Annotated in this window: 18 protein-coding genes and 1 rRNA gene; 8 read left to right on the plus strand and 11 right to left on the minus strand. The window is 57.3% G+C overall.

Annotation, left to right across the window (positions count from 1 at the left end; genetic code table 11):
• From lepA to rseD, 6 genes are all read right to left on the minus strand, one after another.
• The gene (gene lepA / locus ACLH1U_RS17645; RefSeq protein WP_023290668.1) at positions 1–1,800 is read right to left on the minus strand and encodes a translation elongation factor 4; all 1,800 of its coding nucleotides are present in this window, start codon (positions 1,798–1,800) and stop codon (positions 1–3) included.
• A gap of 185 nt (positions 1,801–1,985) precedes the next feature.
• Positions 1,986–2,465 carry a SoxR-reducing system protein RseC gene (gene rseC / locus ACLH1U_RS17650; RefSeq protein ID WP_004201822.1) on the minus strand — a complete coding sequence of 160 codons (480 nt, stop codon included), beginning with the start codon at positions 2,463–2,465 and terminating at the stop codon, positions 1,986–1,988.
• Positions 2,462–3,418 carry a sigma-E factor regulatory protein RseB gene (gene rseB, locus ACLH1U_RS17655; protein ID WP_004201821.1) on the minus strand — a complete coding sequence of 319 codons (957 nt, stop codon included), beginning with the start codon at positions 3,416–3,418 and terminating at the stop codon, positions 2,462–2,464. The genes rseC and rseB overlap by 4 nt, the downstream gene beginning before the upstream one ends.
• Positions 3,418–4,068 (minus strand): anti-sigma-E factor RseA, encoded by a 651-nt coding sequence (gene rseA / locus ACLH1U_RS17660; protein WP_032453736.1) that lies wholly within the window; start codon positions 4,066–4,068, stop codon positions 3,418–3,420. The genes rseB and rseA overlap by 1 nt, the downstream gene beginning before the upstream one ends.
• A 32-nt stretch (positions 4,069–4,100) precedes the next feature.
• Entirely contained in the window at positions 4,101–4,676 is a 576-nt protein-coding gene (gene rpoE, locus ACLH1U_RS17665) for an RNA polymerase sigma factor RpoE (RefSeq protein ID WP_002914074.1), read from the minus strand.
• Positions 4,673–4,777: a rpoE leader peptide RseD gene (gene rseD / locus ACLH1U_RS17670; RefSeq protein WP_122975137.1), complete on the minus strand. Its 105-nt coding sequence runs from the start codon at positions 4,775–4,777 to the stop codon at positions 4,673–4,675. Before rseD ends, rpoE begins: the two co-directional genes overlap by 4 nt.
• 319 nt (positions 4,778–5,096) lie before the next feature.
• Here rseD and nadB point away from each other — a divergent pair, with 319 nt between their 5' ends.
• On the plus strand, positions 5,097–6,716 hold the full coding sequence (gene nadB, locus ACLH1U_RS17675; protein WP_023290670.1) for an L-aspartate oxidase: 1,620 nt from the start codon (positions 5,097–5,099) through the stop codon (positions 6,714–6,716).
• On the opposite strand, the gene trmN is transcribed toward nadB, so the two are convergent.
• On the minus strand, positions 6,701–7,438 hold the full coding sequence (trmN, locus tag ACLH1U_RS17680; RefSeq protein WP_032453737.1) for a tRNA(1)(Val) (adenine(37)-N(6))-methyltransferase TrmN: 738 nt from the start codon (positions 7,436–7,438) through the stop codon (positions 6,701–6,703). The genes nadB and trmN overlap by 16 nt on opposite strands.
• 132 nt (positions 7,439–7,570) lie before the next feature.
• Here trmN and srmB point away from each other — a divergent pair, with 132 nt between their 5' ends.
• Positions 7,571–8,902 carry an ATP-dependent RNA helicase SrmB gene (gene srmB / locus ACLH1U_RS17685; protein WP_032453738.1) on the plus strand — a complete coding sequence of 444 codons (1,332 nt, stop codon included), beginning with the start codon at positions 7,571–7,573 and terminating at the stop codon, positions 8,900–8,902.
• Between the two features lie 45 nt (positions 8,903–8,947).
• Here srmB and grcA read toward each other — a convergent pair whose 3' ends face one another.
• Positions 8,948–9,331, minus strand: coding sequence for an autonomous glycyl radical cofactor GrcA (gene grcA, locus ACLH1U_RS17690; protein ID WP_032422010.1), 384 nt, complete (start codon positions 9,329–9,331; stop codon positions 8,948–8,950).
• Between the two features lie 311 nt (positions 9,332–9,642).
• Here grcA and ung point away from each other — a divergent pair, with 311 nt between their 5' ends.
• On the plus strand, positions 9,643–10,332 hold the full coding sequence (ung, locus tag ACLH1U_RS17695; protein ID WP_023290673.1) for a uracil-DNA glycosylase: 690 nt from the start codon (positions 9,643–9,645) through the stop codon (positions 10,330–10,332).
• Between the two features lie 54 nt (positions 10,333–10,386).
• On the opposite strand, the gene ACLH1U_RS17700 is transcribed toward ung, so the two are convergent.
• Complete coding sequence (locus ACLH1U_RS17700) at positions 10,387–11,472, minus strand: tRNA/rRNA methyltransferase (protein ID WP_023290674.1); 1,086 nt, start codon at positions 11,470–11,472, stop codon at positions 10,387–10,389.
• A gap of 203 nt (positions 11,473–11,675) precedes the next feature.
• On the opposite strand from ACLH1U_RS17700, the gene trxC reads away from it, so the two are divergent.
• The 5 genes from trxC (at position 11,676) to ACLH1U_RS17725 (ending at position 17,396) form a co-directional block, all read left to right on the plus strand.
• The gene (gene trxC / locus ACLH1U_RS17705; protein WP_002914091.1) at positions 11,676–12,101 is read left to right on the plus strand and encodes a thioredoxin TrxC; all 426 of its coding nucleotides are present in this window, start codon (positions 11,676–11,678) and stop codon (positions 12,099–12,101) included.
• A 69-nt stretch (positions 12,102–12,170) separates the two neighbouring features.
• Positions 12,171–12,869 carry a tRNA-uridine aminocarboxypropyltransferase gene (gene tapT / locus ACLH1U_RS17710; protein ID WP_032453740.1) on the plus strand — a complete coding sequence of 233 codons (699 nt, stop codon included), beginning with the start codon at positions 12,171–12,173 and terminating at the stop codon, positions 12,867–12,869.
• A gap of 34 nt (positions 12,870–12,903) precedes the next feature.
• Positions 12,904–15,555, plus strand: coding sequence for a bifunctional acetate--CoA ligase family protein/GNAT family N-acetyltransferase (locus ACLH1U_RS17715; protein ID WP_049013875.1), 2,652 nt, complete (start codon positions 12,904–12,906; stop codon positions 15,553–15,555).
• Positions 15,556–15,675: 120 nt separating this feature from the next.
• Positions 15,676–17,031 carry a CDP-diacylglycerol--serine O-phosphatidyltransferase gene (pssA, locus tag ACLH1U_RS17720; protein ID WP_023290677.1) on the plus strand — a complete coding sequence of 452 codons (1,356 nt, stop codon included), beginning with the start codon at positions 15,676–15,678 and terminating at the stop codon, positions 17,029–17,031.
• A 41-nt stretch (positions 17,032–17,072) separates the two neighbouring features.
• The gene (locus tag ACLH1U_RS17725; protein WP_004201811.1) at positions 17,073–17,396 is read left to right on the plus strand and encodes a YfiM family lipoprotein; all 324 of its coding nucleotides are present in this window, start codon (positions 17,073–17,075) and stop codon (positions 17,394–17,396) included.
• A gap of 3 nt (positions 17,397–17,399) precedes the next feature.
• Here the strand turns inward: ACLH1U_RS17725 and ACLH1U_RS17730 are convergent, their stop codons facing one another.
• Both ACLH1U_RS17730 and rrf read right to left on the minus strand, forming a co-directional pair.
• Positions 17,400–18,698, minus strand: a complete 1,299-nt coding sequence (locus ACLH1U_RS17730) for an MFS transporter (RefSeq protein WP_023290679.1) — start codon at positions 18,696–18,698, stop codon at positions 17,400–17,402.
• 443 nt (positions 18,699–19,141) lie between these two features.
• Positions 19,142–19,242 (minus strand): 5S ribosomal RNA (rrf, locus tag ACLH1U_RS17735); the annotation flags it as partial.

A 19,242-nucleotide genomic window follows, 5' to 3' on the forward strand; every position in this document is an offset into this window, starting at 1 on the left:
TTATTTGCCGTCTTTACCAACGTGCAGAATGGCGAGGAACGCTTCCTGCGGCAGTTCAACGTTACCGACCTGCTTCATACGCTTCTTACCTTCTTTCTGCTTCTGCAGCAGCTTTTTCTTACGGCTGACGTCACCGCCGTAGCATTTCGCCAGCACGTTTTTACGCAGCTGTTTCACGGTAGAGCGCGCGATGATGTGGTTGCCGATGGCCGCCTGAATCGCGATGTCGAACTGCTGACGCGGAATAAGATCTTTCATCTTTTCCACCAGCTCGCGGCCGCGATACGGCGCGTTATCGTTGTGGGTGATCAGCGCCAGCGCATCGACGCGCTCGCCGTTGATCAGCACATCGACGCGTACCATGTTCGACGCCTGGAAGCGTTTGAAGTTGTAGTCCAGCGACGCATAGCCGCGGGAGGTAGACTTCAGACGGTCGAAGAAGTCGAGCACCACTTCCGCCATCGGGATTTCGTAGGTCAGCGCCACCTGTTTACCGTGGTAAACCATGTTGGTCTGCACGCCACGTTTCTCCACGCACAGGGTGATCACGTTGCCGAGGAACTCCTGCGGCAGCAGCATGTGACACTCGGCGATCGGCTCACGCAGCTCCTGAATATTATTCAGCGGCGGCAGCTTGGACGGGCTGTCGACGTAGATAACTTCTTTGGAGGTGGTCTCCACTTCGTAAACTACCGTCGGCGCGGTGGTGATCAGGTCAAGATCGTATTCACGCTCCAGACGCTCCTGAATGATCTCCATGTGCAGCAGGCCGAGGAAGCCGCAGCGGAAGCCGAAGCCCAGCGCGGTAGAACTTTCCGGCTCGTAGAACAGAGAGGCGTCGTTGAGGCTCAGTTTTCCCAGCGCGTCGCGGAAAGCTTCATAATCATCGGAGCTTACCGGGAACAGGCCAGCATACACCTGCGGTTTCACCTTCTTAAAGCCAGGCAGCGCTTTGTCTGCCGGGTTGCGGGCGGCGGTCAGGGTATCGCCCACCGGCGCGCCAAGGATGTCTTTGATCGCGCAGACCAGCCAGCCTACCTCGCCGCATTTCAGCTCGGTACGGTCAACCTGTTTCGGGGTGAAGATGCCCAGACGGTCGGCGTTATAGACCTGGCCGGTGCTCATGACCTTGATCTTGTCGCCCTTGCGCATGGTGCCGTTTTTAATTCGTACCAGCGACACTACGCCGAGGTAGTTATCGAACCAGGAGTCGATAATCAGCGCCTGCAGCGGCGCGTCCGGATCGCCTTCCGGCGGCGGAATATCGCGCACCAGACGCTCCAGTACCTCGGTCACGCCGACGCCGGTTTTCGCCGAGCAGCGCACCGCGTCGTGGGCGTCGATCCCGACGATATCTTCAATTTCGTCCGCTACGCGCTCAGGGTCGGCCGCAGGCAGGTCGATCTTGTTGAGTACCGGAACGACCTCCAGGTCCATCTCCATCGCGGTGTAGCAGTTGGCCAGGGTCTGGGCTTCTACGCCCTGCCCGGCGTCAACCACCAGCAGCGCGCCTTCGCACGCGGCGAGGGAACGGGAAACTTCATAAGAGAAGTCCACGTGGCCCGGGGTGTCGATAAAGTTCAGCTGATAGGTCTCACCGTCGTTAGCCTTATAGTCCAGGGTGACGCTCTGCGCCTTGATGGTGATCCCGCGTTCGCGCTCAAGATCCATGGAGTCCAGAACCTGGGCTTCCATTTCACGATCAGAAAGGCCACCGCAAATCTGGATGATACGGTCAGACAGCGTCGACTTACCGTGGTCGATGTGAGCGATGATCGAAAAGTTACGTATATTCTTCATATTTAGAGTTAATTATGCCTTACGAGTATCATGAGGCCGCTGTACTGTGCCTGACGTTTTTTAATCCGAAAACGCCGCATTCTACACTACATCCTTGAAACCAGGAAATGCTGTTAGATCCAGCATAACCGCAGAAATTGTGGCGTTGTAACAGGAAGGGTAAATAAAGATAAGGGCCAGTGAAATCACTGACCCATGTCGGAGGAAGGCGTTTCGATACGCACCAGATCCGGCGGCAACGCGACGCTCAGAATCACCGGCTGCCACGACTGGCGCGCTGCCAGCTGCGGCGACAGACCGCGCGCCACCAGAAACCCGCCGACGCCGCCCAGCAGCGCGCCGCACAGCGAAGCGATATCGCTGGCAAACAGCACCTGGAAAATCGACGCCATCACAAACAGCCCCACCAGCGGCGCCATGTAGACCAACAGCGCCGAACCCAGCAGACTGCTCTCGGCGATCCCCAGCTCCACTTTTTGCCCCGCCGTCAACGGCTGCTCGCAGGGCACGCTGATGGTATGGCTGGTCTGCGGCCCCAGCTTGTTTAATACCCGGCTGCCGCAGCCGGCGCGGGAGGCGCAACTGCTGCAGGAGGCTTTAACGTCGCAGTGCACCTGCGCCACGCCGTTATGCCAGGAAACCACGGTGGCCCACTCTTTGATCATTGTACTGCCTTGAATTTAATGCTGTCTGAGATACGCTTCGCCGTCTGCGGCGGCAGTTCGCCCACCACGGTGATCTCCGCGTTATCGCGTACCGTCGTGCTGACGGTGCGTCGGCCGGTGCGCAACAGCTGGTCGCTGCTGGCCGCGGTGGCGCGGTTGATATTGATCGAGAAGCTGAACAAGCCGTCGGAATAGAGACGTGATTCTACCGGACCATCAAAGGTGGGCAGACGACGCTGGCTGCTGGAGACCTCAGTCATGCCCTGCGGGAGCCACGTTGGCGCCCAGTTGAAGTTGGCTTTGTCGCCCCCTTCAGGCACCGACAGCTGCGGCGGCAAATTCGCTTTCGCCAGCGTCTCCATGCTGGCGCTGACGTTATCGCCAACGTTGAAAGAGACGACCCGGAACTGCTCCAGCGTTTCACCGTCGCGGTCGAGCAAATCGACGCGCAGCGGCAGCTTGGTCTCAGCGTCCAGCCAGGCGATAAAGCTATAGCGCGTGCCGTCGCGAGCCACGACGCGGATCACGTCGCAGAGGCGGTCGGCGATACGGGTACGGCCCACGGAGATAAAATCATAGGCTGCGCTGAGACGTTTGAAATCGCTGTAAACCAACGACGGCAGCGAATCGACGATATAGTCGCCGTTCAGGGTGAACGGATCGAGGCCGGGTTCAAAATAGCTGATTTCCGTACCGCGCAGGACCACTTCCCGGCGCGGACCGTCCAGCTGCAGAAGCTGCGCCAGCGGTTGATTGTTCAGTCGAGCGTGACGATAGCGCAGCGACTCAACGCCTTGTTTGCTGATGCTGACGAAAGACAGCTCATAATTGAGGGACTGGCTGGCCAGGTTCATCTGCTGCAACAACGCCCCGGACGATGTATCAGCCGAGGCGTTGACAGAGAACAACAGACTGCCTGCCATGAGCGACATGGCACACCAAAGTTGCTTCATTACTGCGATTGCGTTCCTAAAGTTTGATAACCCGGCACCTGGACTGCGGCCTGCTGAGTCTGGGCCTGGCCAAACTGAAGCTGCTCAGCGTGCAGGCGGCGCTGCAGTTCGTAGTCCTGCAGCATGGCGTTAATCCGCCGACGCTGTTCCTGGACCTGAGCCTGCTGGCCGCTACCTGCTGATACGTCAGCCGGTACGCCAAGGCTTACCGGGCTCGCTTTACCCATCATCGGCAGCGTATTGAACACCGGCGCCTCTGGCTGCTGAGCGGCATCAGACTGCCCATTATAGTGCTGGACGCCGACGATAACCGCAAGCGATACGCAGGCGGCAACGCCCATCTGGGTCAGTGAGCTGGCCCACGGACGCACTTTGTTCCAGAACGGCATCTGCCGCCACTGGTGCGGTGCGGGCTGAGATTCAGGAATAAGCGGCGCCGTCTGACGAACGGGCTCATTTTCAATGGCGGCCATCACCCGGGCGGAGATATCAAATTGCAGCACCTCTGCGGTATCGCCACGCAGCGTATCGCGGATAAGGTGATAACTCTCCCAGGTTTTTTGCATCTCAGAAGAACGACTCAGCTCGTTGAGCAGTTCGTTATCCAGCGTTTCACCATCCATTAAAGCCGAAAGTTTTTCTTTCTGCATGCCTGATACCCTTTTCCAGTATTCCGCTATCGTCAACGCCTGATAAGCGGTTGAACTTTATTATCAATAGCTTCTCGCGCCCGGAAGATACGCGAACGCACCGTCCCAACCGGACAATCCATGATAGCGGCTATCTCTTCATAGCTTAGGCCATCCAGCTCCCGTAACGTAATTGCCATGCGTAAATCTTCCGGAAGCGATTCAATGGTACGAAAAACTATTTGTCTCAGTTCTTCTGACAACATTAAGTTCTCAGGGTTCGAAATTTCTTTCAACGCCCCGCCGCTTTCGAAGTTTTCCGCCTCGTTAGCGTCAACATCGCTGGACGGCGGACGGCGTCCCTGAGCAACCAGATAATTCTTCGCCGTATTGACGGCGATACGGTATAACCAGGTGTAAAAAGCGCTATCTCCCCGGAAAGAGTCCAGCGCACGCCATGCCTTAACGAACGATTCCTGAACGACGTCAGCGATATCGCCCGGCGGTACATAGCGGGAAACCAGGCTCGCGACCTTATGCTGATAGCGCACTACCAGCAAATTAAACGCTTTCTGATCTCCTTTCTGGACCCGTTCAACAAGGACCTGATCCGTTAACTGCTCGCTCATCCGAGGTAATGTCTCCCCAAACCCAATTCCCATGCGTCTTCAAAACACCACCCAAAATCTGCATTATGAGCAAGCTGACTCTTGGAGTGTATGAAAACAATAAAGTTCCGTTACGCTTTTGTTTTTTGTCTGGCAACGGCGGCAGATCGTTATCAATCATTATATGCCCAGGTTGCTAAACGATAGGTTAGTCAATAAGAAAAAGCGCAGGCCCGTCTGAAGGGTATCGTAACACGGCGTTTATTTCACTATAAAATCCAATGCTATCAACCTGCCACGCGTCTCATTTTCGCCGTGCTCCAGACCGTTTCTGCTCGCCTGCTGTTTAGCCGTCACAACGCCAGTTAAAAAAAATTGTACGATTCCTCACGAGCTGGTGCTATTGTGAGCTAAATGTGTTTAGTAAATTAAACAAAGACGATGAATACCACTCCTGACTTCTCTTGTGATGTGTTGATTATCGGCAGCGGCGCTGCCGGCCTCTCTCTTGCGCTGCGCCTGGCAGAGCACAGTTCGGTGACGGTGTTGAGCAAAGGGCCGATCAGCGAAGGTTCGACGTTCTATGCGCAGGGCGGGATTGCCGCCGTCTTCGACGAGACCGACAGTATTGAATCCCATGTCGAAGATACCCTGATCGCCGGCGCAGGGTTATGCGATCGCCATGCGGTCACCTTCGTCGCCAGCAACGCCAGACCATGCGTCCAGTGGCTTATCGATCAGGGCGTATTGTTTGACACCCAGGTCCAGGCCAATGGCGAAGAGAGCTATCATCTCACGCGCGAAGGGGGCCACAGCCATCGGCGCATTCTTCACGCCGCCGACGCTACCGGCAAAGCGGTGGAGACGACGCTGGTCGATAAAGCCCTCGCCCATCCCAATATCCGCATCCTTGAGCGCAGCAATGCCGTCGACTTGATCGTATCGGATAAGATTGGCCTGCCGGGCACGCGCCGGGTGGTCGGGGCATGGATCTGGAACCGCAATAAAGAGCGCGTGGAAACCTGCAGCGCGAAGGCGGTGGTGCTCGCCACCGGCGGAGCCGCCAAGGTATATCAATACACCACTAACCCCGACGTCTCTTCCGGAGACGGTATCGCGATGGCCTGGCGGGCGGGCTGCCGGGTGGCGAATCTGGAATTCAACCAGTTTCACCCCACCGCGCTGTATCATCCGCAGGCGCGCAATTTCCTGCTGACCGAAGCGCTGCGCGGCGAAGGCGCCCACCTTAAACGCCCGGACGGCACCCGCTTTATGCCGGACTTTGACGAACGCGGCGAGTTGGCCCCACGCGATATCGTCGCCCGCGCCATCGATCATGAGATGAAGCGCCTTGGCGTTGACTGTATGTTCCTTGATATCAGCCATAAACCCGAGGCGTTTGTTCGCCAGCACTTCCCGATGATTTACGAAAAGCTGCTCGGTCTGGGAATTGATTTAACCAAAGATCCGGTGCCGGTCGTCCCTGCCGCGCATTACACCTGCGGCGGCGTGATGGTGGATGATAATGGCCGCACCGACGTCGATGGGTTATACGCCATCGGCGAAGTCAGCTATACCGGGCTGCACGGCGCGAACCGTATGGCCTCGAACTCGCTGCTGGAGTGTCTGGTTTACGGCTGGTCCGCCGCAGAAGATATTGCCCGTCGCCTGCCGCTGGCCCAGAAGGTCAGCACCCTGCCGGCGTGGGATGAAAGTCAGGTGGAGATCCCGGATGAACTGGTGGTTATCCAGCATAACTGGCACGAGCTGCGCCTGCTGATGTGGGATTACGTGGGGATTGTGCGCACCACCCGCAGGCTGGAGCGCGCCCTGCGGCGCATTACCATGCTGCAGCAGGAGCTGGATGAGTATTACGCCCGCTTCCGCGTCTCGAATAATCTGCTGGAGCTGCGCAATCTGGTACAGGTGGCGGAACTTATCGTACGCTGCGCGATGTTGCGCAAAGAGAGCCGGGGACTGCATTACACCCTCGACTATCCGCAGCCGCTGCCGAACAGCGGTCCGTCGATATTGTCGCCCCTGGCTCACATAAAGAGATAAAAATCCTCGGTCAGAGCGGTAAAGCCTTCTGAATACTGCTGCTCTGGCCCGCGGATCGCCAGCCTGTCGCTGAAACACTCCCCCGCCGTCGGAGAGAAAGCCAGCAGCACCCGATGCGGCGGCCGCATCTCGGTCTCCGCCACGTCAGTGCGCAGTCGCAGGTGCCAGCCCATCGCGGTTGCCCGTTCGATAAACGCATTTCCGATATCTACCGGCAGCACCACGCAAAAAAAGCCTTCTTCGGTGATATGCTCAGCGGCACAGGTCAGCAGAGAAGCGTGATCGAGCGTCGTGGTATACCGCGCCTGCTCCCGCTGCGAGGTGGCGCAAGGCACCCCTTCCGCAAAAAAGGGCGGATTACTGATTATCAGTTGATAGCGTCGGGTCTGCGGCGGCTGCCACTGATGAATATCGGCCTGACAGACCTCAACCCGCGAAGCCCATGGCGACGCAAGAGCATTTTCCTGCGCCTGGGAGGCGGCCTCCTCATCCAGTTCGACCGCATCGACACGCACATCATCGCCGGTACGCTGCGCGAGCATTAGCGCCAGCAGGCCGCTGCCGGCGCCAATATCCAGCACATGTTTCACCCCGGCAATCGGCGCCCAGGCGCCGAGCAAAATGCCGTCGGTACCCACCTTCATCGCGCAACGATCGTGGGCGACAAAAAACTGTTTGAAGGTAAAACCATTGCGCGGCAGCGCAAACTTCGACTGAGACATCCTCAATAACCTTGCCGACAAAAAACTCCTGAACGTAAGGCTATGCACAATACCGGAGAACAGATAGCCTTACAAACAGATGAACATTACGTCAGTAACGTCTATAATCGGCGGCCCACTCAGAGGTAGAACATGACTGTAACGACTTTTTCCGAACTTGAACTCGATGAAAACCTGCTGGAAGCCCTCCAGGATAAAGGTTTCACTCGCCCGACAGCCATTCAGGCCGCCGCTATTCCGCCTGCGCTCGATGGCCGTGACATTCTCGGTTCAGCGCCGACCGGCACCGGTAAAACGGCGGCGTATCTGCTGCCAGCGTTGCAGCACCTGCTCGATTTCCCGCGTAAGAAATCCGGCCCGCCGCGTATTCTTATCCTGACGCCGACCCGTGAGCTGGCGATGCAGGTGGCTGACCACGCCCGCGAGCTGGCGAAGCATACCCATCTGGATATCGCCACCATTACCGGCGGCGTAGCCTACATGAACCACGCGGAAGTGTTCAGCGAAAACCAGGACATCGTGGTCGCCACCACTGGTCGCCTGCTGCAGTATATAAAAGAAGAGAACTTCGACTGCCGCGCCGTCGAGACCCTGATCCTCGATGAAGCCGACCGCATGCTGGACATGGGCTTTGCGCAGGATATCGAAACCATCGCCGGTGAAACCCGCTGGCGCAAGCAGACCATGCTGTTCTCCGCGACGCTGGAAGGCGATGCGATCAAAGACTTCGCTGAGCGCCTGCTGGAAGAGCCGGTTGAAGTTTCCGCTACCCCGTCGACTCGCGAGCGTAAGAAAATCCATCAATGGTACTATCGCGCGGACGATATCGAACATAAGACCAGGCTGCTGGTGAATCTGCTGCAACAGCCGGAAGCTACCCGCGCTATCGTCTTTGTGCGCAAGCGCGAGCGCGTGCATGAGCTGGCCAACTGGCTGCGTGAAGCGGGGATTAACACCTGCTGGCTGGAGGGCGAGATGGTGCAGGCCAAGCGTAACGAAGCCATTAAGCGTCTGACCGACGGCCGCGTAAACGTGCTGATCGCCACCGACGTCGCCGCCCGCGGTATCGATATTCCGGACGTCAGCCACGTCTTTAACTTCGATATGCCGCGCACCGCCGACATCTATCTGCACCGTATCGGTCGTACCGGCCGCGCAGGTAAGAAAGGCACCGCGATTTCGCTGGTTGAAGCGCACGATCACCTGCTGCTGGGCAAGATCGGCCGCTACGTTGAAGAGCCGCTGAAAGCTCGCGTGATTGATGAATTGCGACCCAAAACCCGCGCGCCAAGCGAGAAGTTGACCGGTAAACCATCGAAGAAAGTGCTGGCGAAACGCGCCGAGAAAAAAGAGAAAGAAAAAGAGAAGCCGCGGGTGAAGAAGCGCCACCGCGATACGAAAAATATCGGTAAGCGCCGGAAGCCAAGCGCGACCGGGACGCCATCAGCGTCCAGCGAAGAGTAAAAAAAACGCCGGGATATCCCGGCGTTTTCACATCTGGCGTTAGCCTTACAGGCTTTCGGTAAAGGTACGAGCGATAACGTCGCGCTGCTGTTCCGGAGTCAGGGAGTTGAAGCGTACCGCGTAGCCGGAAACACGAATGGTCAGCTGCGGGTATTTTTCAGGATGCTCAACCGCGTCCAGCAGGGTTTCGCGACGCAGCACGTTAACGTTCAGGTGCTGACCGCCTTCCACGCGAACTTCTGGTTTCACGTCTACCGGGATTTCACGGTATTCGATTTCACCCAGTTTGCTGACTGCCACCACGTCATCTTCCGCAAAACCACCTTTGGCGCACAGGCAACGCGCTTCGCCTTTTTCGCTATCCAGCAGCCAGAAAGAGTTCAGCAGGTCGTCGTTTGCCGCTTTAGTAATTTGGATAGCAGTAATCATTTGATGCCTCCCAGGCAGTGTTTATTCGATTTTGGCCTCTTCGCGGCCAATTGGTAAAACCATTGTTGTATGAGTGTATATATATCAGCCGCACCCTCGGCATTCTTTGATGTAAATCAACAAAAACCACTCACTCTAAGTGGGTATGCAAGGATTTTATTGTTTTACATCAAGTTACGCCATTAGCTGCTATAAATAATTTTGTAAATTTTCAATTTTTTTTGCATAAAGGCCCGCGTCAAGCCGTGCCGATTTTGTTCTGTAGAAAGAAGCCGTTAAGCTATAGCGATGACCCTTTGCAGGAGAGCAAGATGACCACCCCTTTAACCTGGCATGACGTGCTGGCGGATGAAAAGCAACAACCCTATTTTCTCAATACTCTGAAGACCGTCGCCGAAGAGCGCCAGTCCGGGATCACCATCTATCCACCGCAAAAAGATGTCTTTAATGCGTTTCGCTTTACCGAACTGGGCGATGTCAAAGTCGTCATTCTCGGTCAGGACCCCTATCACGGCCCGGGACAAGCCCACGGTCTGGCGTTCTCGGTTCGCCCCGGCGTCGCAATCCCGCCCTCGCTGCTGAATATGTACAAAGAGCTGGAGGCCACTATCCCTGGCTTTACCCGCCCTACCCATGGTTACCTGGAAAGTTGGGCGCGCCAGGGGGTGCTCCTGCTTAATACGGTCCTGACCGTCCGCGCCGGGCAGGCGCACTCGCACGCCAGCCTCGGCTGGGAGACGTTTACCGATAAGGTAATCGCGTTAATCAATGAGCACTGCGAGGGGGTGGTCTTTCTGCTGTGGGGCTCCCATGCGCAGAAGAAAGGCGCGATTATCGATCGCCAGCGCCACTGCGTACTGAAGGCGCCGCACCCTTCACCGCTCTCCGCGCATCGCGGCTTCTTTGGCAGCAACCATTTCGTGCAAACCAATCAGTGGCTGGCCGATCGCGGCGAAGCGCCGATTGACTGGATGCCGGTCCTTCCCGCCGAAAGCGAGTGATCGACAGCCATAAAAAAGCCAGCATCAGCTGGCTTTTGTATTCAGGGACAGGTATTACGCCTTGTTCTGACGCCACCATTCCGCCAGCAGGACGCCGGTCGCCACAGAGACGTTCAGGCTTTCGACATTGCCGGTACCATCGATGGCGACGCTGAGGTCCGCGCTGGAGATGGCTGCATCCGACAGGCCATCGCGCTCCTGGCCTAACACCAGCACCATTTTCTTCGGCAGCTCGGCTTTAAACAGCGGGGTACCATTATGGCTGGAGGTCGAGACAATCGCATAGCCCGCCTGACGGAACTGATCCAGAGTATCGATGAAGCTGTCGCCGGTGATCGGTTCAACATGTTCCGCACCGCCTTCCGCCGTACGGATCGCCGCGCCGGACTCCAGCACGCCGGCATCCTGAACCACAACACCCTTCACGCCGAAGTGCGCGCAGCTGCGCATGATCGCCCCGAGGTTGTGCGGGTTACCCACGTCCTCCAGCGCCAGGACGCAATCTTCTTCTGCGGCCTTCGCGACCCACTGGGCAACAGAGGTACCGTGGCGTTTTTTGATCAGGAAGCAGACGCCGCCGTGGTGATCGGTCCCGGAGGCTTTCGCCAGCTCGGCTTCATCAACCACATGATAGGCTTTACGGTTAGCCGCCATCCAGCGCAGCGCCTCTTTAAAGCGCGGCGTCACGCTCTGGATAAACCAGGCGCGGACAATGGCTTCCGGGCGGCTCTGGAACAGGGCCTGACAGGCGTTTTCACCATACACGCGGGTCTCTTCCGCGCGCTGGCGACGCAGTACTTCCGGATCGATAAAGCTCTTCCCGCTGATCCCGCCGTGATCCTCTTTTACCGGCGTCTCATCGCCAGGAGCGCGAGAAACGGTACGCCACGGGGACGCATCGTCACGATTAAAATCATCGCGCTTGCGCTCATCACGCTTGCGGTCATCGCGTTTACGATCGTCACCGCGACTGTTTCGTTCGTCACGCGCAGGGCGGCTGCGGCCGTCAACACGAGATTTTCCTGGACGACCTCCCCCTTTCCCGGTACGTGGGTTATGGGTGCGTTTGTCAGAATCATCATCACTGCGGACATACATCACTTTGACCTTGCCGCTTTTATTTTTCAGTTCGTCGCTCATCAATTTTCTCCACCTGCGCTGCGCGAAGCGCGCAGATTACCCGATGTGTCATCGCTTCGCCATGATTTCGTTTAAAAGACGGCCTCTATTGCACTCATCGAACAAAACGCATTGTCCTTAAATAACACTTAATCGATAATATGTAACATCACAGAAACATATTGGCCACGTGCCACGTTGCAACCCATCACCAGAGGTTAGTTATGAATACCGTTTGTGCCAGTTGTCAGGCTCTGAACCGCCTCCCGGACGATCGTAGCGCGGATGGCGCAAAGTGCGGACGCTGCGGTCACGATCTTTTTGATGGCGACGTCATCAACGCGACCGGGGCAACGCTGGATAAACTCTTAAAGGACGATCTGCCGGTCGTTGTCGATTTCTGGGCGCCATGGTGCGGTCCCTGCCGCAGCTTCGCGCCGATCTTTGAAGACGTCGCGGAAGAGCGTAGCGGGAAGATGCGTTTTGTGAAAGTTAACACCGAAGCGGAACGTGAGCTTAGCGCACGGTTTCGTATCCGCAGCATCCCGACCATTATGATGTTCAAAAATGGCGAAGTGATCGACATGCTCAATGGCGCGGTGCCAAAAGCGCCATTTGATAGCTGGCTGAACGAAGCCGGACAGCAGTAATCCCTCCGGGGCACCGCTTGTGCCCCGTTTTCGCCTCTGCGACAATAGCGTTTTTCACTAGCGACTCCCATGACTGATAACGCTGTCCTTCGCCTGCGCGCCGAACGTCTCGCGCGAGCCACCCGCCCTTTCCTTGCTCGCGGCAACCGCATCCGCCGCTGCCAGCGCTGTCTGCTGCCGCTCAAGCAGTGCCTGTGCGCCACGTTAACGCCGGCGCAGGCCACCAGCCGTTTCTGCCTGGTGATGTTTGATACGGAGCCGATGAAGCCCAGCAACACCGGCCGGCTCATCGCCGATATTCTGCCGAATACCGAGGCTTATCAATGGTCGAGAACCGAGCCACCGCAGGGGCTGCTCGATCTGGTCGCCCATCCCGATTACCAGCCGATGGTGGTGTTCCCCGCCTCCTACGCCGCACCGGAGCGCCAGGTCCTGAGCGCGCCGCCGTCCGGCAAACCGCCACTGTTTATCATGCTCGACGGCACCTGGACCGAAGCGCGTAAAATGTTCCGTAAGAGCCCTTATCTGGACGCGCTGCCGATCATCTCCGTCGATCTGTCGCGCATCTCAGCCTACCATCTGCGCGAGGCGCACGCCGACGGACAATATTGTACCGCGGAAGTGGCCATCGCCCTGCTGGATCTGGCGGGCGATGCGCCGGCCGCCGCCGCGCTTGGCGAACACTTCACCCGCTTTCGGACCCGCTACCTGGCGGGAAAAACCCAGCATAAGGGCAGTATCACAGCGGGCCAGGTGGAAAACGTTTAAAATCATTCGGTCACTGGGATGAAAGGAGACCGGTATGAGCCAACGAGGCCTGGAAGCGCTGCTGCGACCAAAATCCATCGCCGTTATTGGCGCATCAATGAAGCCGCAGCGCGCTGGCTATCTCATGATGCGCAACCTGCTAGCCGGCGGCTTCAATGGCCCGGTACTGCCGGTGACCCCCGCCTGGAAGGCGGTGCTTGGGGTGCTGGCGTGGCCCACCATCGAGAAGCTGCCGTTTACGCCGGATCTGGCGGTGCTTTGTACCAACGCGCGACGTAATCTCGAGTTGCTCGAAGCCCTGGGGCAGAAAGGCTGCAAGACCTGCATCATCCTCTCTTCGCAGCCGGAACAGTATCCGGCGTTGCTCGAATGCGCTGCGCGCTATCAGATGCGCCTGCTCGGCCCAAACAGCCTGGGGCTGCTGGCGCCGTGGCAAGGCCTGAACGCCAGCTTTTCGCCGGTCGCGATCCACCGCGGTAAACTGGCCTTTATCTCGCAGTCGGCCGCCGTCTCCAACACCATCCTTGACTGGGCGCAACAGCGCGAGATGGGGTTTTCCTACTTCATCGCACTGGGCGATAGCCTGGATATAGATGTCGATGACCTGTTGGACTTTCTGGCCCGCGACAGCAAAACCAGCGCCATTTTGCTTTACCTTGAGCATCTCAGCGACGCGCGCCGGTTTGTCTCCGCCGCGCGCAGCGCCTCGCGAAACAAGCCAATCCTGGTGATCAAAAGCGGCCGTAGTCCCGCGGCGCAGAAACTGTTGCACGTCAATTCAGGGATGGATCCGGCATGGGATGCGGCCATCCAGCGTGCTGGTCTGCTGCGGGTCCAGGATACCCATGAGCTGTTCTCCGCCGTAGAAACCCTGAGCCATATGCGCCCGCTGCGCGGTGAAAAACTGATGATCGTCAGCAACGGCGCGGCGCCGGCGGCGCTGGCGCTGGATGAGCTTTGGTTGCGTAACGGTAAGCTGGCGACCCTCAGTGAGGAGACGCGCGACGCCCTGCGCCAGGCGCTGCCGGGCGGCGTTGAGATCGCCAACCCACTGGATCTACGCGATGACGCCAGCAGCGAACACTATCAGCGGGCGGTGAACATTCTGCTTAACAGTCAGGACTACGACGCGCTGCTGGTGATCCACTCGCCCAGCGCCGCCGCGCCGGGCACCGAGAGCGCCCTGGCGCTGATAGACGCCCTGAAGCACCATCCGCGTGGCAAATATGTCACCGTGCTGACCAACTGGTGCGGCGAATTCTCTTCCCAGGAGGCGCGACGGCTGTTCAGCGATGCCGGCCTTCCCACCTACCGTACGCCGGAGGGCACCATCACCGCCTTTATGCATATGGTCGAGTACCGCCGTAACCAGAAACAGCTGCGCGAGACTCCAGTGCTGCCGGACTCGTTAACCGCCAATACCAGCGAAGCGCATGCTCTGCTCCAGCAAGCGATAGATGATGGCGCCACCACGCTGGATACCCACGAGGTCAGCCCGGTGCTCCGGGCCTACGGTATCCACACACTGCCAACCTGGATCGCCGCTGACAGCGCGGAAGCGGTGCATATCGCTGAGCAGATAGGCTATCCGGTTGCGTTGAAGCTGCGTTCCCCGGATATTCCGCACAAATCAGAAGTACAGGGGGTCATGTTGTATCTGCGTACCGCGGCAGAAGTACAGCAGGCAGCGGATGCGATGATCGATCGCGTCAGGTTGGCCTGGCCCCAGGCGCGCATTCATGGCCTGCTGGTGCAGAGTATGGCCAATCGCGCCGGCGCCCAGGAGCTGAGAGTGGTGGTTGAGCACGATCCCCTCTTCGGCCCGTTGATTATGTTGGGCGAAGGCGGCGTGGAGTGGCGGGCCGAGGACCAGGCCGCTGTGGCGCTGCCGCCGCTGAATATGAACCTGGCGCGTTATCTGGTGATCCAGGCGATCAAAAATAAGAAGATCCGCGGCCGCAGCGCATTGCGACCGCTGGATATCGCAGGCTTAAGCCAGCTGCTGGTTCAGGTCTCGAACCTGATCGTCGACTGCCCGGAGATCCAGCGGCTGGATATTCATCCCCTGCTCGCCTCCGGCAACGAGTTTACGGCGCTGGACGTTACCCTGGGGCTTGCTCCCTTTAGCGGCGACAGTGAAAGCCGTCTCGCTATTCGTCCCTATCCGCACCAGCTGGAGGAGTGGGTGGTGATGAAAAATGGCGATCGCTGTCTGTTCCGGCCGATCCTTCCGGAAGATGAACCGCAGTTGCTCGCGTTTATCGCTCAGGTCACCAAAGAAGATCTCTATTATCGCTATTTTAGTGAGATCAACGAATTTACCCATGACGACTTAGCCAATATGACCCAGATCGACTACGATCGAGAAATGGCGTTCGTCGCCGTCAGGACCACCGCGGAACAGAGCGAGATCCTCGGCGTGACGCGGGCGATCTCCGACCCTGACAATATTGATGCCGAGTTTGCTGTGCTGGTCCGTTCAGATTTGAAAGGGTTAGGCCTGGGGCGAAGGCTGCTGGAAAAGCTGATCGCCTATACGCAAAGCCATGGCCTGCAACGGCTGAATGGGATTACGATGCCGAATAACCGAGGCATGATCGGCCTCGCCAGAAAGCTGGGATTCACCGTTGATATTCAGCTGGAAGATGGGATTGTCAGTCTGTCGCTGCCCCTGAATCAGGGATAATCGCGCGACGCTGACCGCAATTGTTGACCACATTAGCGGGTAGTAATGGTATTATTGCCCGCTTACGTCGTCTGCATGGTACAGAAGACCCTTCAATAAACAGAGAAGAAACGCACTGTGATGTTGTCAAAATTTAAGCGTAATAAACATCAACAACACCTTGCCCAACTCCCTAAGCTTTCTCAGTCAGTTGATGATGTAGAGTTCTTTTACGCCCCTGCGGATTTCAGGGAAGCGTTACTGACCCGGATTGCCAACGCCACTCAGCGTATATGCATTATTGCGCTCTACCTGGAGCAAGATGATGGCGGAAAAGGAATTTTGCAGGCCCTTTATGACGCCAAACGTCAGCGTCCGCAACTGGATGTTCGCGTCCTCGTTGACTGGCACCGCGCTCAACGTGGCCGTATCGGCGCCGCCGCCTCCAACACCAATGCTGACTGGTATTGTCGGATGGCCAATGAAAATCCGGGCGTAGAGATCCCCGTTTACGGCGTGCCGATTAACACCCGGGAGGCGCTCGGCGTTCTCCATTTCAAAGGCTTTATTATCGATGACTGCGTCCTCTACAGCGGCGCCAGCCTGAACGATGTTTATCTGCATCAGCATGATAAGTACCGCTATGACCGCTATCAGTGCATCCGTAACGGCAAAATGGCGGACGTCATGTTCGACTGGGTCGACAATAATCTGGTTCAGGGACGCGGCGTAAATCGTCTCGACAGACCGGATCGGCCAAAAAGTCCGGAAATCAAAAACGATATTCGCCAGTACCGTCAGGAGCTGCGCGACCGCAGCTACCATTTTGTCGGCACCGCCGGTGACGAAGAACTCTCCGTCACCCCGCTGGTAGGCCTGGGGAAATCCAGCCTGCTGAACAAAACTATCTTTCACCTGATGCCCTGTGCCGAGCACAAGTTAACGATCTGCACCCCCTACTTCAACCTTCCTGCCGTGCTGGTAAGAAATATCATCCAGCTGCTGCGCGACGGTAAACAGGTGGAGATTATTGTCGGCGATAAAACCGCTAACGATTTCTATATTCCGGAAGATCAGCCGTTTAAAATCATCGGCGCGCTTCCTTATCTGTATGAGATCAACCTGCGGCGTTTCCTCAGCCGGCTGCAGTATTATGTGAATACCGATCAGCTGATCGTCCGCCTGTGGAAGGATGACGATAACAGCTACCACCTGAAGGGCATGTGGGTTGACGACGAGTGGATGCTGCTCACCGGCAACAACCTTAACCCGCGCGCCTGGCGACTCGATCTGGAAAATGCCATTCTGATCCACGATCCAAAGCAGCAGCTGGGAGCCATGCGGGAGAAAGAGCTGAAGCTCATCCGCACCCACACCACGGTGGTGAAACATTATCGGGATCTGCAAAGTATTGCCGACTATCCGGTGAAAGTGCGTAAACTGATCCGCCGACTGCGGCGGATCCGCATTGACCGGCTGATCAGCCGTATTCTCTGACAATCAGCCCCGCCTCGACGGGGCTTTTTTCTGGAAGCGCTATGCGTACGATAATCGTGATTGCTTCGCTGATGTTAACGGGCTGCAGCCACATGGCAAATGATGCATGGTCCGGTCAGGACAAAGCCCAGCATTTTCTGGCCTCGGCGATGCTGTCTGCCGCCGGCAATGAATATGCGCAACATCAGGGTTACAGCCGGGACCGCAGCGCTGCTATCGGCCTGATGTTTTCCGTCAGCCTCGGCGCCTCAAAAGAGCTTTGGGACAGCCGCCCGGCAGGCAGCGGCTGGAGCTGGAAGGATTTCGCCTGGGATGTAGCCGGCGCGACCACCGGCTACGCTGTTTGGCAACTGGCGCACCAGTAACGGCTAAAGACGCAGGCCTTTGCCTTTGCGATGCAGCATCAGGGAGACCAGGAAGGCGATGGCCGCCATCACCGTCACGTACCAGTAGAACGCGTGCTCTATCCCCGCCGATTTCAGCGACAGCGCGACATATTCCGCCGAGCCGCCAAACAGGGCATTCGCGACGGCATAGGACAGCCCTACCCCAAGCGCGCGAACCTGCGCCGGGAACATCTCGGCCTTCAGGATGCCGCTGATCGAGGTATAGAAACTGACAATCAGCAAGGCGCAGATCACCAGGCCGAAGGCAGCATAGGGTGAGCTCACTTTTTGCAAGGCGCTCAGGATTGGCACGGTAAATAATGTCGCCAGCACGCCAAAGCACAGCATGGAGGTACGGCGGCCAACTTTATCCGAAAAGGCGCCGAACAGCGGTTGAACCAGCATATAAACGAACAGCGCCGCGGTCATGATCACGCTGGCGGTGCTGGCCGTCATGCCCGCCGTGTTTACCAGATACTTTTGCATATAGGTAGTAAAGGTATAGAAGGTCAGCGATCCGGCGGCAGTAAAGCCCAACACCATCACGAAAGCCCGGCGATTACGCCACAACCCTTTAAATGAGCCAGCCTCTTTCAGCGCCCGGGTCTCCTGCTTCGAGGTTTCGTCCAGCTGGCGACGCAGCCACAGCGCGACGATAGCCAGCACTGCCCCGAGAGCAAAAGGAATACGCCATCCCCAGGCATGCAAATCTTCGTCGCTCAGCACCTGCTGGAGCGCCACGACCACTAATACCGCCAGCAGTTGACCGCCAATTAACGTGACGTACTGGAAAGAGGCATAGAAGCCTTTCTTTCCTTCAATCGCCACTTCACTCATATAGGTCGCGCTGGTGCCATATTCTCCACCGACCGACAGCCCCTGAAACAGACGGGCCAACAGCAGCAGCGCCGGAGCCCAGGTGCCGATGACCGCGTAGCCCGGCAGGCAGGCAATCACCAGTGAACCAAAGCACATCATACAGACCGAAATAAGCATGGAAGCTTTACGTCCGCGGCGGTCGGCGATCCGACCAAACAGCCACCCACCGATAGGACGCATCAGAAATCCGGCGGCGAATACGCCTGCCGTTTGTAAAAGTTGAGTGGTGGTATTTCCGGAGGGAAAGAAGATATGGGCAAAATAGAGCGAGCAGAATGAGTAGACGTAAAAATCAAACCACTCAACCAGATTTCCCGAGGAAGCGCCAACAATTGCCCAAATACGACGACGGGTATCGGCCTGCTCCGGCGCGGCCCGTTCGGTAATGCTACTCTCTGTCATTGTTATATTGCTCCAGCAAAGACTGCAGTCTGTCTTGTCGGGCGTACCACGTCACGCAGACAAATTAGTTAGTAAACTAAATGTTATATAATTGTTATATCTTTATATGTGATTGCATTCACATTTTTTTTCGCAAGCACGGTTTTCGCGATCAACGCCAGCGCAGAGGCAAGGAAAAAGTGGATTATGGCGAAGGGTTTGCCATGACGGGGTTTTATGTTGCTTTGAATGAAGATAATGGTGCGGGTATGGCGGGATTTTCCCCGGAGGCGGTGCTGCGCACCTTGTCCGGGCTACGGATCCGTAACCCCGGTAAGCGCAGCGCCACCGAGGGAGATATACCCCACACAGCAAAAAACCCCCGCACCTTTCGGGACGGGGTTCTTTTTAAACGCAAAAACAAAAAGCTCAGTCTTTCGACTGAGCTTTTTGCTTTATTTGATGCCTGGCAGTTCCCTACTCTCACATGGGGAGACCCCACACTACCATCGGCGCTACGGCGTTTCACTTCTGAGTTCGGCATGGGGTCAGGTGGGACCACCGC

The sequence above is a fragment of the Klebsiella sp. 1SOBk5mer genome (assembly GCF_046603115.1).
Taxonomy (GTDB): Bacteria; Pseudomonadota; Gammaproteobacteria; order Enterobacterales; family Enterobacteriaceae; genus Klebsiella; species Klebsiella quasipneumoniae.

What these genes read in the sequence shown, in the direction of transcription:
- tapT (WP_032453740.1), top strand. Translation starts at nt 12,171, where the DNA reads ATGACTGATAACGCTGTCCTTCGCCTGCGCGCCGAACGTCTCGCGCGA.
- rseB (WP_004201821.1), bottom strand. Translation starts at nt 3,418, where the DNA reads ATGAAGCAACTTTGGTGTGCCATGTCGCTCATGGCAGGCAGTCTGTTG.
- srmB (WP_032453738.1), top strand. Translation starts at nt 7,571, where the DNA reads ATGACTGTAACGACTTTTTCCGAACTTGAACTCGATGAAAACCTGCTG.
- ACLH1U_RS17715 (WP_049013875.1), top strand. Translation starts at nt 12,904, where the DNA reads ATGAGCCAACGAGGCCTGGAAGCGCTGCTGCGACCAAAATCCATCGCC.
- lepA (WP_023290668.1), bottom strand. Translation starts at nt 1,800, where the DNA reads ATGAAGAATATACGTAACTTTTCGATCATCGCTCACATCGACCACGGT.
- ACLH1U_RS17700 (WP_023290674.1), bottom strand. Translation starts at nt 11,472, where the DNA reads ATGAGCGACGAACTGAAAAATAAAAGCGGCAAGGTCAAAGTGATGTAT.
- ACLH1U_RS17725 (WP_004201811.1), top strand. Translation starts at nt 17,073, where the DNA reads ATGCGTACGATAATCGTGATTGCTTCGCTGATGTTAACGGGCTGCAGC.
- trxC (WP_002914091.1), top strand. Translation starts at nt 11,676, where the DNA reads ATGAATACCGTTTGTGCCAGTTGTCAGGCTCTGAACCGCCTCCCGGAC.
- rpoE (WP_002914074.1), bottom strand. Translation starts at nt 4,676, where the DNA reads ATGAGCGAGCAGTTAACGGATCAGGTCCTTGTTGAACGGGTCCAGAAA.
- ung (WP_023290673.1), top strand. Translation starts at nt 9,643, where the DNA reads ATGACCACCCCTTTAACCTGGCATGACGTGCTGGCGGATGAAAAGCAA.
- rseC (WP_004201822.1), bottom strand. Translation starts at nt 2,465, where the DNA reads ATGATCAAAGAGTGGGCCACCGTGGTTTCCTGGCATAACGGCGTGGCG.
- pssA (WP_023290677.1), top strand. Translation starts at nt 15,676, where the DNA reads ATGTTGTCAAAATTTAAGCGTAATAAACATCAACAACACCTTGCCCAA.
- grcA (WP_032422010.1), bottom strand. Translation starts at nt 9,331, where the DNA reads ATGATTACTGCTATCCAAATTACTAAAGCGGCAAACGACGACCTGCTG.
- nadB (WP_023290670.1), top strand. Translation starts at nt 5,097, where the DNA reads ATGAATACCACTCCTGACTTCTCTTGTGATGTGTTGATTATCGGCAGC.
- trmN (WP_032453737.1), bottom strand. Translation starts at nt 7,438, where the DNA reads ATGTCTCAGTCGAAGTTTGCGCTGCCGCGCAATGGTTTTACCTTCAAA.
- ACLH1U_RS17730 (WP_023290679.1), bottom strand. Translation starts at nt 18,698, where the DNA reads ATGACAGAGAGTAGCATTACCGAACGGGCCGCGCCGGAGCAGGCCGAT.
- rseA (WP_032453736.1), bottom strand. Translation starts at nt 4,068, where the DNA reads ATGCAGAAAGAAAAACTTTCGGCTTTAATGGATGGTGAAACGCTGGAT.